The following is a 15,013-nucleotide window of genomic DNA, read 5'->3' as shown; positions in this document are numbered from 1 at the left end:
AGCAATGGAAACGTTAGAACTTGAAACATGGCGTTGCGAGATAGATGGACATCTGGCCCGGCTGCGCATCAATCGTCCCGCGGCCCTTAACGCGGCTAACTGGGCCTGGGTACAGGACCTGGTGACGGCGACCGACTATCTCGCCAAAAGCGCTGAAACGCGGGTGGTCATTGTCAGCGGAGAAGGGCGCGCGTTTTGCAGCGGCCTTGACACGAAAGAACTGGCCAGGGGCAATCTTACTCCTGAGTGGTTCGCTACGTGGGAACACGGCGTGACCGCGCTGGCACGGCTCGACGCCATCACCATATGCGCCATTCATGGTTACTGCCTCGGTGGAGGCTTGCAGGTTGCGCTGGCATGCGACCTGCGCATCTCGGCCACCAATGCGGTACTCAGCATTCCCGCTGTGCGAGAGGGTGTAGTTGCTGCGCTTGGCCCGATGCGTCTTGCTCGTCTGATCGGCGCGGGCCCTGCCAAACGATTGTGCCTGCTGGGGCACCGCTTTACTCCCGAAGAGGGACTGGCGCTGGGCCTGATTGACGAGGTAGTTACGCCCGACAAACTTGAGGAGCAGGCGCTGGCAATGGCTCAGGAGTTGCTGGCTATCCCCTTTACCGCCTTGAAACATACCAAGCGGCAGATTAACGAGGCATTCGACTTCGATGAAACAACGCTCATGACTAAATTCATCGCAGCCCAGGAGGATTGCCTGCGCTCACCCGAACATAAGGAGGTTATGGCGGCTTACCGTGAGACGCTGGCACAACGGAAGAAGACGAGTTGAATAACAAACAGGCAAGATTAAACGCTCTCGAATATTCGTCCAGGCGCTTGCAAAAAGCCCTGGATAGATTAGATCATCGTAGCAATTTTTACTCATGGGTGCGGGTAGGCATCTTCTTCGCAGGCGTGCTGTTCAGCGCGCTCGCCTGGTTTCTGATCGGATGGTGGCTTGCTCTCATTAGCGCCATCATCACCGTAGTCCTATTTGCTATCGCCGCCACTTACCAGCGCCAGATTGACAGGAGTATTACCCGTCACAAAATCTGGCTGCAGATACATTTTGCCCAGATAGCCCGCATAAAACTCGAATGGGGCAGTATTCCAATCGCTCCTCTATCTGATCTGGCGCCTGAGCATCCTTTCGAGGTCGATCTGGATATCACCGGCAAGCACTCGCTATTGCGGCTGGTGAACACAGCTACGTCTTATGAAGGAGGCGAGAGACTGCGTGATTGGCTGCTCAACCCTATCCCAGACATAGAAACGATTCGTAAAAGGCAGCAATTGATCCAGGAACTGGCTCCTATGACCATCTTTCGCAAAAAACTGCTAATGAAATCGATGCTTGCCTCTAAAAATGTGACCGAACAGTGGGAGGGGAAAAAACTGCTGAACTGGCTTGACACACATACTGCGAGCCAGTCATTACTCCCATTATTATTCGTATCGCTAGGATTGTCGATCCTCACCATCCTGCTTTTTATTTTGAATATGTTTGGCCTCATCGCGGGATATTGGATAATTACGCTGCTGATCTCCATCATCTTCCTCTTCGTCACAAAAGATAAGCGCGGAGATCTGTTCGAGGATGCCTATTTTTTGCGGGATTCCTTCGACCAGCTTGGAGGCATTTTCGCCTACCTGGAGACCTACCGCTACGGCGAACACACGAACCTGCAAGCATTATGCAAACCGTTCTTTGTCAGCGGGAAGCAGCGCCCAACAGTCCTGCTGAAAAAAATCGCGCGTGTCGCAACCGCCGCGACGCTACAAAAAAACATGCTGCTCTGGATTGTGCTGAACGTGCTGGTACCCTGGGATTTTTACTTCGCGCACCGCTTTAATCAATACAAATCACAGGTTGCTTCTCATTTGCCTGTCTGGCTGGATGTCTGGTTCGAGCTTGAAGCGCTCAATTCGCTGGCAAATTTCGCCTACCTGAACCCCAATTATGTTCTCCCTCAGATACTTGTGGCTGAACATGCGCATCAATGCCAGCTTTTTTCGACCACTGCCCTGGGGCATCCGCTTATACCAGAAGATAAGAAAGTCACAAACGATTTTAGCATCTCCAGGTTGGGCGAAATTGATCTCATCACCGGTTCGAATATGTCTGGCAAGAGTACGTTTTTGCGAACGGTGGGCATTAATTTATGCCTGGCTTTTGCCGGTGGCCCGGTCAACGCGAGCAGTTTCTCCACGTCGCTTTTTCGCCTGTTTACCTGCATCAAAATCAGCGATTCCGTCACCGAGAACTATTCTTATTTTTATGCCGAGGTCAGGCGTCTTAAAGCATTGCTCTCGGCAGTCGATGCGTCCAACCCATTGCCGCTGTTCTTCCTCATCGATGAAATTTTTAAGGGCACGAACAATCGCGAGCGGCGCCTTGGTAGCGAAGCCTACATTTCGGCGCTTGCCGGACGAAATTGCCTGGGCATCATTACGACGCACGATCTGGACCTGGTTAAACTGGCCGATAAACTCCCCCAACTGAAAAACTACCATTTCAAAGAAGATATCATCGATGGGCGCATGGTGTTCGACTACCTGCTGCGACCAGGCCCCAGTCCGACGACGAATGCTTTGAAAATTATGCAGTTGGAGGGACTGCCGGTAGAAGACGTGATGGGCAAAGAAGATAAAAATCGGATATAATAGCGGTAGCTGCTTCAATCCATTTCTGTCAATGCAATAACATGCAGCTGAGTATTCTTTTCCTTTCTCGGTACGTACTTGAAAGTAGGAACATGGATTCCTCCCCGCCACTCGCAGTTTAAGCAATGCTGCCTGGCGAATAACCCACATGTTTCGGGTGAACATAGGAGCCTGATCTTCGCATTCATTCATAAAGAGGGCTCCCCGAAATTACTCAATAGAGGGAGAACCATAGGATACATTCATATGAAGCACTTACACAACGAAATTGATGGAACCCGATTGTTAGTTACGATGCCATGGGGCATCGGCGATGCTATTGTTGTCGGATTGAGCGCCGTCGATCAGATTCGACGCAATGATCCTGCCGGAAACGTCGAAATCGATGTTCTTTGTAACCAGACGCAGGTCGAAATACTGCAAGAAGACCCTCGAATTCACCACCTTATACAGGTCGATAAAAAACTATTCCCAACTAACGAGCCTGGCACGTGGAAACGCGGCCTTTTCCTGCCCCCCGAGACGAGAAAATTAGTCGAGTACCTGCGCAGCCAGAACTATGCCGCCGTACTGACATTCATGTTCGCGCCCGTCTTTTTTTACCGATTACATACCCCGGTCCTGTTTCTCAACCTTAAGCAGGTAGTGCAACTCATTTCAACGCTGCGCAAGTATGACGATATGCCAATCCAAAAAATAATTCGTCTGAGCATCAATAAGTTTTTTGGGGTGAAAGAGCCTGAACCATCGGCCGGTGAAACCATCCCCCTCTACATCTGCCCCGAACATGTACAACAGGCCAGACAAGAGGCTGGCTATATGAAAGAACGCGCTACTGTTCCGCCTGAGCAGAGTAAGCTGCTACTGGTCGCGCCGGACACATCATCCGTAATCACCCGGCCACCAACCCACCTGCTGGCCGATGGTATCGCAGCTGCACTCAAGATGGACCAGAATCTTGTCGTGAGCATATTACCAGGTTATACGGACGAACAGGCATCAGAACGCTTATTAAATGCGCTTGCGCCCTCATTTCCGGGTCGTGTCTTCGCGATGCCCGCGCAACCAAAACATAAATTGCTCGAGCTGGCGGCGCTGATAGATCAATGCGATATTTTCGTCACTGGGGATACCAGCGTTATGCATCTCGCGGCGGCCACAAAGAAGATCGCGCAACCGGCAAGTCAGGAATTGTCTCCCAGAAATACGGTTAAAATCATCGCATTATTTGGTGGAACTCATCCCGGCCTGCATGGTTATTGTGAGCGCACCATTATTCTAGGCCGGGGACGCAAAGAGCAGGCCAGATTTACACCCGGTGTGGCCAAAGATCTGTTCAATCCAAAGGGCAGGGACCTGTTCGATCATATCGATCCACAGCAGTTGACGGACGCTATTATAAGCCCGGGCATAGGCAATACGACCTCTCGCCAGGCCGTCAGACAGGTGATGACGGGCGGCTTATTTAATACCGCCCGCCGGGTGAGCCTTTAGCTATGTGAGAAGCATCTACCTGGTAGACATTCCCGTATGGATATGGGGATAAGTAAGAGAACCTCTATCAGACCGGGTGGTCTGGTAGAGGTTCTCTGTTTATTCGCTGCTCATACAAATTACTATGCTGTCTTTATAGACGCGGCATCTTGCAAGCCCAGTTCTTCGATGGCACTCTCGCGCATCTTGAATTTCTGAATCTTGCCTGTCACAGTCATGGGGAAGCTATCGACGAATTTGACGTAGCGCGGGATCTTGTAGTGAGCGATCTTGCCCTGGCAGAAGGCGCGAATCTCTTCTTCGGTGGCCGATTCGCCTGGATGAAGTTGCACGAAGGCCATGACCGCTTCGCCGTATTTCACGTCGGGAACTCCGACGACCTGCACATCACGAATCTTCGGATGGGTATAGAGGAACTCTTCGACCTCGCGTGGATAGACGTTCTCGCCGCCACGAATAATCATGTCCTTGATACGTCCAACGATATTGATATAGCCTTCCTCGTCCATTGTCGCGAGGTCGCCGGTATGCATCCAGCGGGCAGCGTCGATGGCGTTGGCCGTAGCCTCGGGATTGTTCCAGTAGCCCAGCATTACACTGTAGCCGCGCGTGCAGAGTTCTCCCGGCTGGCCAATCGGCACGACCTTGCCTGTCTGAGGATCAACAATCTTGATCTCCAGGTGAGGGCCAATCTGACCGACCGTGCCGACCCGTTTGTCGAAAGGCGAATCAACCCTTGTTTGCGTGGATACGGGACTCGTCTCGGTCATGCCATAACAAATCTCGACCTCCGGCATGTGCATCTCGGTGTTGACGCGCTTCATCACCTCGACCGGGCAGGGTGAACCGGCCATCACACCGGTGCGCAGGCTGCTGAAGTCGAAGCGCTTGAACTCAGGATGATTGAGCTCAGCAATGAACATGGTTGGCACGCCGTAGAGGGAAGTGCAGCGTTCCTCCTGCACGGCCTCCATTGTAGCCAGCGGGTCAAAGCTCTCGGCAGGATAGACCATCGCCGCACCGTGGGTTACACAGCCCAGATTGCCCATGACCATGCCGAAGCAGTGATACAGCGGCACGGGGATGCACATTTTATCCTGCGGCGTGATATTTTGCAATTCAGCAACAAAATAGCCATTGTTGAGAATGTTGTGATGGCTGAGCGTCGCCCCCTTGGGGAAGCCGGTCGTCCCGCTGGTATACTGGATGTTGATCGGGTCGTCAAATTCCTGATCTTGCTGCACCTGCTTGAGCGTTTCCTGGCTGACGTTGTCACCCATGGCCAGCAGTTCTTTCCAGGGCAGCATACCGGGAATGCGATCCTCGCCAATACGAATGACCGTTCTGAGGCTGGGGAGCTTCTCCGCTTGCAGCCGGCCAACTTCGCACTGCGCGAGTTCTGGCGCCAGGGTCTGAAGCATCTCGGTATAATTTGATGTCTTGAAAGCCGAGGCAATGACAATCCCACTGCAGCCCGACTGATTGAGGACGTATTCCAACTCGTGCAGCCTGTATGCCGGATTGATATTGACCAGGATAATGCCGAGCTTGCTGGTGGCGAACTGCGTGATGGCCCACTCGGCGCAGTTGGGCGCCCAGATGCCCACTCGCTCGCCCTTCTGGAAACCCAGGTGCAGCAGGCCTCGCGCGCACTGATCGACCTGGGCCTGAAGCTCGCGATACGTCCAATGAATGTGCTGGTGACGTGAAATAAGTGCCGGATTGTCGGGGTAACGACTGACCGTCAGATCGAACTGGTCGCCGATGGTCAGCCCCAGGAGCGGAATTGTACTGGTACCACTTGTGTAGCTGAGTAATCGAGGCGCCTGCTCGACGGCTTCGCCAGGCGCGTCCATGCGGGTATCAACCATGTGGATTCTCCTTTGACTCAAGCGAGAAAGATTGACTGTTCGCTAAATTTTACTATACAAAGAGGTTCGACGTTTGTCAATCTTTGAACGCTCAAAATCAGGCTGTGAGGCATTTCTCAGCAAAACAGGACGTTATTTCGCAAAAAACGTCCCCGCAACCTTCAAGAGAACGATCTGATTTCCCTTACTTCCGCCTTTCACCTGTAGCACGACCACCGCCTTATCAATTGGATTGCCCTGGTTATCGAAGAGAATACGCCCGCTGATGCCCTGATACGCGGGAGTAGTCCCCTGCCCAAGCGAAGCCAGCGCATCTCGAATCGCCTGGCCCGTCAGCGCTCCCTTGACCAGTGAAGCGGCATCGAGAACAACTCCGAGGGCATCATACGTGAGAATAGCATCATTACCAGGGGCAGGAGCATTGATGTTTTCCACGCTGGAACTCTGGTATGTAGCAGACCAGTCGGTGAAAAATGGGGGCTGTTGGCCCTTCGGGACCTTGAGGAAACTCCATTCTGCTGGATGGCCAAAAGCGGTAAAGATAAGTCGCTGCATATCTTGTGGGAACCCGCGTGCCAGAGCCGCATCAGGACCGTTGCCCTGTCCTAGCAGCAAGCCTGTATCTATGGCGTCTCCACCCAGTATTTTTAAATCGGCAAGGTAGGTACTGCCAGGATTCAAGCGGGAAGCATTGCCCAATGCATGTGCCAGGCGTACTGCATCAACATCGAGTCCCGCTATAAGGATGAGATTCGCCCTTTGTCTGGCGGCATCGAATACGATTTGCTGATACTGGCGCACTGTTGTAGTTGTTTCAGTAAAGAAGTCGTTGGGGTTATTGATAGCAGTCGCATGCAAAGACTGCACGCTGGAAGTAAATGCATTGGCCAGCGAAACACTATATGGATCGGATTGATCTTGCAGTACCAGAATCCTCTTTGCCCTTAGCTGGTTGACCGCATAGGCTCCTAACGCTTTTCCCTGTTGATCGTCCGGCGGATTGACGCGGAAGAAATAGGGACTGCTGCCGCTCAATTTCACGCTCGATGCCGTCTGTGAAATGAGAGGAATATGCACCGAGGCAATGATACTTTCAGCGTTGATAGTTTGAGAACTGTAGGGCCAACCAATCACAGCAATAATATGATCCTGGTTCCCGAGATTGTTGACGCGATTCGCAACGAACTGCGCCACCGCACCCACATCGCTATCGTTCGATCCTGAATTATCGATCAAAATGCGCAGCTTCAATCCGCCTGGTAGCAGGTTGCCGGTATTAATCCTGTGCTGCGCCAGGTACGTCGATTGCATATCACTACGGCCAATATTGATGTCTGCATCGCTGTTATCGATAGGAAGTCCCAGGACAATCGTGACATACGGGGCATTATTCAGCAAGATATGCAGGTCTTCATTGTAGATGAGCGCCTCTCCGTCAACCGGGTCTTCTGTCGTCGCTTTGGTGAAAGCATTGACGGCGGCGCTCCAATTGCCCTGCAAGATAGCAGTCGCGGCCTGTTCCTTGTCGCTGACATCTGAACGGCCGTGGAACGTATCGAAAACAAACCGTCCATCGCTGATGCCAATATGTTTTTGTTGAAAGAGGTTTTGTTCCAGGGCCAGCTCCGTTTGCAGAGCTTTTTGTTGGACAACGGCAGTCGCTGTCGCATTTCGTGTAGAAGCACCCTCGGCGGCATAATATGCGGCAAATGGGCGCAAGTAGATGAGCAGGAAACCTAAAAGGAGAAGCAGAACCACGCCCGCAAGAATGCCCATTTCCATCAGACTGCGATTTTTACTGCGCTGCCGCAACCGCAGGGACTCCAGGCGCAGCACCTGAGGGGTAACTGCCGGAAGCGCGTCACTGTCGGGTCCATATGAAGACAGCAACGCAGCCAGGTCTTTCTGCATATCAAAAGGACGCGCGTATCGTTGTTGAGGAGAAAGGCGCAATTCCTGGGCAAGAATCGTTTCCATGCGCGGCGAGACGGTGGGATTCAGGCGACGCGCCGGGGGATGGAAGAAAGCCATCCGCTCACCCGGGTCATAGCCGGTTACCGCGTGATGTAACGTTGCTGCCAGCGAATACAGATCGGACGAAGGCTCAATGTTGCCTCGCACTTGCTCAGGCGCACGATAACCCGATAATACCTTACTATGCGGTGGTTCCTGTGGAGGAAACAAGGGCATATGCATCAGCGAAACACGGCTCTTATCAGGACTTACTACAATCGTATCGGGACTGATAGCGCCATGTACCAGTGGGGGCTGGTGCCGCGCCATCACCGTAAGCATTTCACACAGTTGCCGCCCATATTCTGCCACGATTCGCTCAGGTAAGGCTCCTCCCTGCCGGTTGAGTACCCTTGCCAGCGTCTCGCCGTCTTCATGTTCCAGAACGATAAAGAAATCGTCCTTCTCACTGAATACATCCAGGACCTTCGGGAAGCCGGGATGCTGAGAAAGCTCCGAGAACCGTAGCGCAATCGAGCGCACTACATGCATCTTATGTCCCACGCTTCCATTAAGCGGTGCTACCTGGCGAATAATCACATGCCCAGGCGTTGCCTGCACATCATTCGCAAGCCAGGCCGTCCCCTGATCCTGCTGATTCTCAGGCAGGACAAGTTGCTCTATCAAACGATAACGCCCCTGGCGCAAAACATCGCCCCGATTGAGCCTCTCCGCGACGAGCGCGCCGGAAGACCGGGCCAGGGGTATTGTTGCATACTGACTTCTATCCACAACAGAAAGAGAGTATGGTTTTGTGAACCGGTAGCCGCAGCGAGTACAACCACCATGTAATGGCTCTCCCGCAAAGTTACAACGAGGGCATCGCATACTGTCACCTTCACTTCCTACCATACAGGGGGTGGCATATTCGATCAATCAGGCTGCTTGACAATTCTCTTCTAAGAGTGCCCTAAGAATCGCCCATTGTCAAAGAAAATAGGAAAGAAGGGGTAAAAAAATTTGTATCTTTATATTTCAAAAGATATCATCACATATCACTTTGTGTATGGTGAATTGCCCTATTATATTTGCGGGCCGGGCAGGTGCGTCGCCACAATATTTGGGTCAATCAGGTTGATCGGGATGGCTCCGAATTGTGACAACACGTTTTCTTCTTGACCGCTCTCGAAAAATTGTAAATACTCCTGGAATTGTAACGAACCACTACCCGAAGTATAGCAATGTTCGACGCTCCAGAACGAGTAGCTACCATTCTCAAGCGTTTGAGCGTCAGGATATATGCCATTGATGGAGAGTACCTGTACATTTGCTCCCTGGATCGCTCCTAAAGGCACATAGCTGATCGCGCCTGGCGTAGCTGATACGGCCTGAACTGCCAGTCCCGGCGAATCGGGTTTCAAGCGCATCCCTTTGACTCGTTGAGGCGCTCCATTCAAGACAAATGTGCGGAAAATTGGGGTAATGCCATCGTTGGTTGGCCGCAAGATTACGGTAATCGCTTCATCGGGTCCCCCAACCTGCGCCCAATTTGTGATCTTTCCCGCGTAGATACCCTGTACCTGCGCCACGGTTAAGCCACTGATCTGCACATCAGGACTGGCAATCAACGTATAAAGTATGGCTGCGACAGCGTGATCACTCACGTTCCAGGAAGAACTCGCGGTCAAATCTGTGGTGGCAACATCGATCTGACCATTTTGTAGGAGATTGAGCGAGGTTCGATCAGTATTTGTCTTGAGCGAGACAGCCAATTGCGGGCAAACATTGGTATAGTCGCTGTTTACCTGTTGCAGCAACGGCACCAGATTGGCCGGCCCATCAATAGCAAGCGTTCCACCTATGCATACAGGAGGAGGCGTAGGAGATGGAGTAATGCCTGGATCAGGGACGGGCGTACCACCGGCGGATGGGGTCTGCGCAATCTTGCCGGGAGGAACTGTCGATTGAACCGGGGGTACTCCGCCGGTAACTGAGGTCGGCATAGGAAACCCACCGGGCGATGAGGTAGCGCTGACAGGGGGCGCGGTACTGTTCGCCTTTATTGATCCCACGCCGGACTGTCCAAGGTTGTGAAATACCAGGCCGGGGATATCCTGGAGATGTAGCGGCAGTGCTGAGAAAAAGAGGAGCGTGCCGGATAATCCGAACAAGACCAGCACAATAGCCAGCAGGGTAAGCGCCCGTTTCCAGGTAAAAGGAGTGCGGCGAGAACGAACGAATATGCGGCGTTCGGGTTGAACAGCGATAACCGGCGGATTATTGGACGAAACCGCGGCATGCAGGGCCTGCGCGAGGGCTGTAGCATCGGGGAAACGACCCTGCGGCGTCTTCGCCAGCGCCACACGCACGACGAGTTCCACGGCTTCCGATAGGTCCGGGCGCAGCTCGCGCAGTGATGGAATAGGTTCATTTGTATGTTTGAGGGCAATCTCGCCAGCGCTTTCACCCTCGTACGGAAGACGCCCCGTTAGCAGGCGAAAGAGCAGTACGCCCGCGGCGTAAATATCGCTGGCGGGCGTTATCATACCAACGACCTGTTCCGGCGCAACATAGGCTGCATTACCCTCTTCGATCTGAGCCATTAGCGGCTCACCCTCCTGGTAGATGCGCTTCATGCTGAAATTGGTAAGCAACAGGCGTCCGCCATCTTGTAATAGAATGCTTGAGGGCTGTAGATTCCCATGCACGATACCGCGTTCGTGGGCATAGTGCAGGGCATCGCACAACTGATCCATCAGACCCACAACGGCGGACATGGACGCTGCCTGTCCCTCCATACGCTGCAGAAATTGCTCTAGCGTCTCGGCCTCTATCAGGCGCGTCACACAGTAGAGCAGACCCTCACCGGCTCCAAATTCGAGCAAGGGCTGGATATGTTCATGGTGGCAACGCCAGACCTTTTCCACCTCCGCCGCAAAATGCTCCTGGAATCCCGTTGGGTCTGGAAACTGGGGTCGAAAAAGGCGCAATATGACATCAAAGCCTCCCTGTGTCGTTGGACGAGCGCGATATGTTTCAACCATCCCCTCACTATCCAGGCGTTCCAGTAAAAAATAATTTCCCACCATCACCCCGGCAAGCTCTGCCATAGATGTCTCTCCTCCTACACTTTGGGACCGCGTATATGACTCTCCAGCGCCACCTGTGCCATATTCTCTTTAAAGGGAACTACGCCATTATTTGACAGATCGGCCAGACCTGGCGTGGTTGAAAGGAAGCTGATACTTGCCGGCAATGTCGGCTGAGCGCTGCCAGAATGACTGCCGGATGGTCCAGGGAAAAGAAAGCTAGAAAGCAGCGCTCCTAGCAGACCGATCAAAAGCAAGATAACAACGAGTATGGGCAGGATTTTATTACGATTTTTCCCCTTGCCTGGTTCTTTTTCAGGAGCAGGAACGATAACTTCCTGGGCTTGTACATTTGCCGGCAAGACTTCTTCCCCTTTCTGTGGCCGCTCGTCCTCACGCAAAATCTTTTGTGTCTCGTCTTCCGGCACTACTGCTTTGCTATCAAGGTATTCCGATGCGGTCAATGGAGCTGAACCCTCCGGCCGGTTGCCGATGGGCGACCATTCAAGTGGGTTCGCGGACCAGAAGATGCTATCCCCGGCGTCCTCATTTTCTTCCAGGAAGCTCTTCCTGCGTATCTCGGTGACGTCGGTAACTTCAGCAGGTCTAGTTAACGGGCTGGAGGACTGTTGCACGGGCACGTTGGAAGCGAACAGTTCTGCCGCAGGAGGGGGATTGACAGGAGGCGGTGTGAAAGCTACAGTTGGGGGCAGCGGAGTATGCGGGTCATCGAAAGGATGAGGCGAAATGGGCGCCAGCTGGCGTGTTGTCAAAGAAATAGACCTGGCGACCGGTGAGGCGATGGGCGCTACGGTGACGGCTGCCTGCAGCGCATGACTGAATTCTTGTGCGGAGGCGAAGCGATCACCTGAACGTTTCTGCATAGCCATATGCACAACGCCATCTACGGCATCCGAAATGTTCGGATCAAAGCTGCGCGCGGACGGAGGCTGCTGTCGCACATGCTTGAGTAGCACCTCGATAGGAGATTGGCCGGTAAAAGGAGGATGGCCCGTCAGAATACGAAACAGCAATACACCCAGGGCATAGATATCACTCGACGCCCTCGTCACGCCAAGTGATTGCTCTGGGGCAGCATATTCCGCCGAACCCCAACCGACACGCGTAAGCGACTGCTGGCTATCGTCGTAGCCACGCGCAATGCCAAAATCGGAGAGCAACATACGGCCATCCGTTGCCACAAAAACATTCGAGGGTTTGATGTTGCCATGAATTACATCACGATCATGGGCATACTGGACCGCGCCGCACAATTGGTGCATGATCGGCAATGCCTGGATAGCAGAAAATTTTCCGCCAACACGTCTCAGCAAATCTTCAAGCGTTCCACCGGCCACAAATGGAGTGATACAGTAGAGTAATCCGTCACCTTCGCCAAATTCGAGAAACGGCAGAATATTCGGGTGGTCAAACTGGCCAACCTTTTCCGCCTCCGCCATAAAATAGTCACGAAAGGAAGCGAGCTGAGCATAACCGGGGCGGAAAATCTTCACGGCTACCTCATAATTCCCTTCTCCCGTCTGGCGGGCACGATACACATCGGCCACGCCTCCTCTGCTTATGCACTCTAGCAAGAGGTAATCACTCAGCATTGCGCCTTCAAGATTCGACATTGGACACCCCGCATGAATTTACCTGGATGGTAGGGGGTTCACATGGCGTGTCCAGATTGAGAGGGCAGATGCCTCGCGAAAGAAGAGTCGCCAGGACACGATGCAATTACTCCCCTATGATATCTTTAAATCAGCAATATATCGAACTAAACGGGGCGTCATAATATTTTGGGAGACCGTGCGCATTTAGAGGATTAAGCAAGCTAGAAAGCGTCTAAAAGTACTATGCCGGGGAACCAGGGGACGTACCCTGAACGATCAGAACTTGAAGAACAGAATGAGGACGATAGTGATGATATGGAGCAGTTGATCGACCCAGATCGGGCCAATCAGCTTATACCGGGCCTTCAAAGGATCGATGACAAAGTGTGTCCCGAATAAAATAGCTGTGGCGAGAGGCGATGGATGGGCAAAGAGGACAAATACCGCCGTGTATGTCGCGCAATGATAGAAGTTGACCTCCCAACTTTTACCTTTCTCCAGGCTCATCCAGGTACTCTGAAAAGCAAAATCCCCCACAAAGTGGCAGGCTAACCAGATGAGTAAGGTAGAAATGTTTATGGTCCACAACATTGTATTTCTCCCTGTAACAGCGCTTTTTGCAAGTATAGCCCTGACTATTGGAAGTAACAATGAAGTAGGTCGCCTTCCAGATGTGAGGTAGGACACAGTTCAACTGCTGTAGGGATAGCGCCTGCTGCCTGTCCTGGATTCCTCAAGAGACAGGCAGCAGGCGCTATCCCTACAGCAGTTACCCTTTATCTCCTCAATTCCGTAACGAACTGTTGGAAAACATGGGCATGATGGTCAATATCATCCTGTGTGTGCTGGATGGAGACCGTCCACTGGTCGTCAAATCCCGGCGGGAAAAGGATGCCGCGATTGGCGAGGAAGAGCCAGTAGGCGTAGGAGAGACGCATGTCGATCTCCCACCACGCGCGGTAGTTGCGGGCGCGCTCGTAACGGAACATGGCGCAGCCCTTCGCGCCGATCTGAGCAACATGCATCGGCATATCAAACTCTTCAATAATTCCAATGTAGGAGTCCGCCAGTTGCTTTGAGAGACCATTGGCGTGCGCATGTGCTTCCGGCGTGAAGATCTGAGTGAGCGTCACCAGGCCGGCACGCATCGACATGGGATTGCCATTGAACGTGCCAAGATGAATGACCTCCTCGTGGTTGATGTGACGCATAATCTCTTCCCGGCCACCGAAAGCGCCTACCGGCATACCACCACCAATTGATTTGGCAAGGCAAATCAGGTCCGGTTCAACCGGATAAATCTCCGTGATGCCGCCAGGAGCAACCGTTACGCCCGTTTTCACCTCGTCAAAAATCAGCAGCACACCGTGCCGGCGCGTGATATCGCGCAGGTTCTGCAGGTAGCCATCCTCCGGCAACATAATGCCAACATTCATCAGAACCGCCTCGGTAATCACCGCCGCGACCTCACCCTCGTGTTCGGTCAGAATGCGGTCAAGGGCCTCCGCATCATTGTATGGGGCGATGATGGTGTTGTTCTTTAGATCGCGTGGAATACCTTTGGATGCGGGAACGGTATTTGGATGTTCGGCGGGGCCGGCAGCTTCAACCGGGGGCTTGGTACTCATCAGCACGGTATCATGGTGCCCGTGGTAGGAGCCTTCGATTTTCACAATTTTATCTCTACCAACAAAGGCGCGGGCCAGCCGCAAAGCATCCATGGTTGCCTCGGTGCCGGAATTACAGAATCGCACCTGTTCAATCGGCGCAAAACGGCGCACCAGCTCTTCAGCCAGGTACACGGTATCTGGACAGGGCAAGGAATAGAGGCTGCCCTTTCCCAGCTGATCGCGTAATGCCGCAACCAGGACAGGATGAGCATGGCCGACGAGCAGGCTACCAAAGCCAAGATGAAAATCGGCATATTCGTTCCCATCCAGATCCCAGATATGGCTGCTCTCAGCGCGACTGATAAATAAAGGATAGGGAGGAACGGCCTGGAACGAACTGGAAACGCCCATCGGCAAGGAATGTTTCGCGCGTTCATGAATCTCATGGGAGCGAGGAGTGCGCCTGCGAAATTCCGCCTCCTCACGCGCCACAATCTCTTCAATCAACTCCCGATCGATCGTAACAGGTTGTTGAAGCATAAAGACTCCTTTCCGGAGAAAACTAGAGCAAAAAGGACTATGAATGGCTTTCACAATGGCAGCGCTATCCTATCTCTATTGTACCCCGAAACTGATGAATTTAGCAATTCTCGCCAATAATCTTTACGCTTTCCTTCGATTTTTACCATCTTTCCTACGAAATTCGCAATTTGCCATGTCTC

The 15,013-nt window shown here is 52.8% G+C and carries 9 protein-coding genes; 3 read left to right on the top strand and 6 right to left on the bottom strand.

What is annotated here, in order from left to right; genetic code table 11:
* The first annotated feature begins 4 nt into the window (after positions 1-4).
* The 3 genes from VFA09_16675 (at position 5) to VFA09_16665 (ending at position 4,152) form a co-directional block, all read left to right on the top strand.
* Complete coding sequence (locus VFA09_16675; GenBank protein HZU68912.1) at positions 5-784, top strand: enoyl-CoA hydratase/isomerase family protein; 780 nt, start codon at positions 5-7, stop codon at positions 782-784.
* Positions 781-2,658, top strand: a complete 1,878-nt coding sequence (locus VFA09_16670; protein ID HZU68911.1) for a hypothetical protein — start codon at positions 781-783, stop codon at positions 2,656-2,658. Before VFA09_16675 ends, VFA09_16670 begins: the two co-directional genes overlap by 4 nt.
* A 246-nt stretch (positions 2,659-2,904) precedes the next feature.
* Positions 2,905-4,152 (top strand): glycosyltransferase family 9 protein, encoded by a 1,248-nt coding sequence (locus VFA09_16665; protein ID HZU68910.1) that lies wholly within the window; start codon positions 2,905-2,907, stop codon positions 4,150-4,152.
* A 122-nt stretch (positions 4,153-4,274) separates the two neighbouring features.
* Here VFA09_16665 and VFA09_16660 read toward each other — a convergent pair whose 3' ends face one another.
* The 6 genes from VFA09_16660 to VFA09_16635 form a co-directional block, all read right to left on the bottom strand.
* Positions 4,275-6,023, bottom strand: coding sequence for an AMP-binding protein (locus VFA09_16660; GenBank protein HZU68909.1), 1,749 nt, complete (start codon positions 6,021-6,023; stop codon positions 4,275-4,277).
* A gap of 132 nt (positions 6,024-6,155) precedes the next feature.
* On the bottom strand, positions 6,156-8,864 hold the full coding sequence (locus VFA09_16655; protein HZU68908.1) for an ABC transporter substrate-binding protein: 2,709 nt from the start codon (positions 8,862-8,864) through the stop codon (positions 6,156-6,158).
* Between the two features lie 194 nt (positions 8,865-9,058).
* Positions 9,059-11,086, bottom strand: coding sequence for a substrate-binding domain-containing protein (locus tag VFA09_16650; protein HZU68907.1), 2,028 nt, complete (start codon positions 11,084-11,086; stop codon positions 9,059-9,061).
* 14 nt (positions 11,087-11,100) lie between these two features.
* Positions 11,101-12,699, bottom strand: a complete 1,599-nt coding sequence (locus VFA09_16645; protein ID HZU68906.1) for a serine/threonine-protein kinase — start codon at positions 12,697-12,699, stop codon at positions 11,101-11,103.
* Between the two features lie 258 nt (positions 12,700-12,957).
* A complete protein-coding gene (locus VFA09_16640; GenBank protein HZU68905.1) occupies positions 12,958-13,272 on the bottom strand; it encodes a DUF3307 domain-containing protein in 315 nt (104 codons plus the stop codon).
* 185 nt (positions 13,273-13,457) lie between these two features.
* Positions 13,458-14,831, bottom strand: a complete 1,374-nt coding sequence (locus VFA09_16635) for a glutamate-1-semialdehyde 2,1-aminomutase (GenBank protein HZU68904.1) — start codon at positions 14,829-14,831, stop codon at positions 13,458-13,460.
* Positions 14,832-15,013 lie beyond the last annotated feature (182 nt).

This window comes from Ktedonobacteraceae bacterium (assembly GCA_035653615.1).
Taxonomy (GTDB): Bacteria; Chloroflexota; Ktedonobacteria; order Ktedonobacterales; family Ktedonobacteraceae; genus DASRBN01.
This window is presented reverse-complemented; position numbering and strand designations above follow the sequence as displayed.

Excerpts from the sequence above, each read along its gene's own strand:
- VFA09_16660 (HZU68909.1), bottom strand. The coding sequence starts at position 6,023 with ATGGTTGATACCCGCATGGACGCGCCTGGCGAAGCCGTCGAGCAGGCG.
- VFA09_16640 (HZU68905.1), bottom strand. The coding sequence starts at position 13,272 with ATGTTGTGGACCATAAACATTTCTACCTTACTCATCTGGTTAGCCTGC.
- VFA09_16650 (HZU68907.1), bottom strand. The coding sequence starts at position 11,086 with ATGGCAGAGCTTGCCGGGGTGATGGTGGGAAATTATTTTTTACTGGAA.
- VFA09_16635 (HZU68904.1), bottom strand. The coding sequence starts at position 14,831 with ATGCTTCAACAACCTGTTACGATCGATCGGGAGTTGATTGAAGAGATT.
- VFA09_16675 (HZU68912.1), top strand. The coding sequence starts at position 5 with ATGGAAACGTTAGAACTTGAAACATGGCGTTGCGAGATAGATGGACAT.
- VFA09_16665 (HZU68910.1), top strand. The coding sequence starts at position 2,905 with ATGAAGCACTTACACAACGAAATTGATGGAACCCGATTGTTAGTTACG.
- VFA09_16645 (HZU68906.1), bottom strand. The coding sequence starts at position 12,699 with ATGTCGAATCTTGAAGGCGCAATGCTGAGTGATTACCTCTTGCTAGAG.
- VFA09_16655 (HZU68908.1), bottom strand. The coding sequence starts at position 8,864 with ATGCGATGCCCTCGTTGTAACTTTGCGGGAGAGCCATTACATGGTGGT.